General features: G+C 57.6%; 1 pseudogene. It reads left to right on the top strand.

Annotation, left to right across the window (positions count from 1 at the left end):
• Positions 1–264 (top strand): annotated as a pseudogene (locus ACLJNW_RS25805) (hypothetical protein); the annotation flags it as partial.

The following is a 264-nucleotide window of genomic DNA, read 5'->3' as shown; positions in this document are numbered from 1 at the left end:
ACCGTATCCTGCACGACGCCATCAGCCGGACCATTAAGGCAACAGGCATGGTCAGTGCCCCGGCGAACAAGCGCATGTTCTATGCCGATGAGATGTTTGCCCTGGCCTGGCGGCTTATTGATGACGAACTGACGCCGTCAGAAGTAAAAGACCGTAGCCTGAAGGCGGTGATGAAACTGTCGCGTAATAGCCGTGGCCGCAAGTGGCTGAAGACGCTCGGCGACGACGCACTACCGGATCTCACGGCTTCAACACAACCTTCCC

The sequence above is a fragment of the Salmonella sp. SAL4457 genome (assembly GCF_046548235.1).
In the GTDB taxonomy this organism is placed as follows: Bacteria; Pseudomonadota; Gammaproteobacteria; order Enterobacterales; family Enterobacteriaceae; genus Salmonella; species Salmonella enterica.
This window is presented reverse-complemented; position numbering and strand designations above follow the sequence as displayed.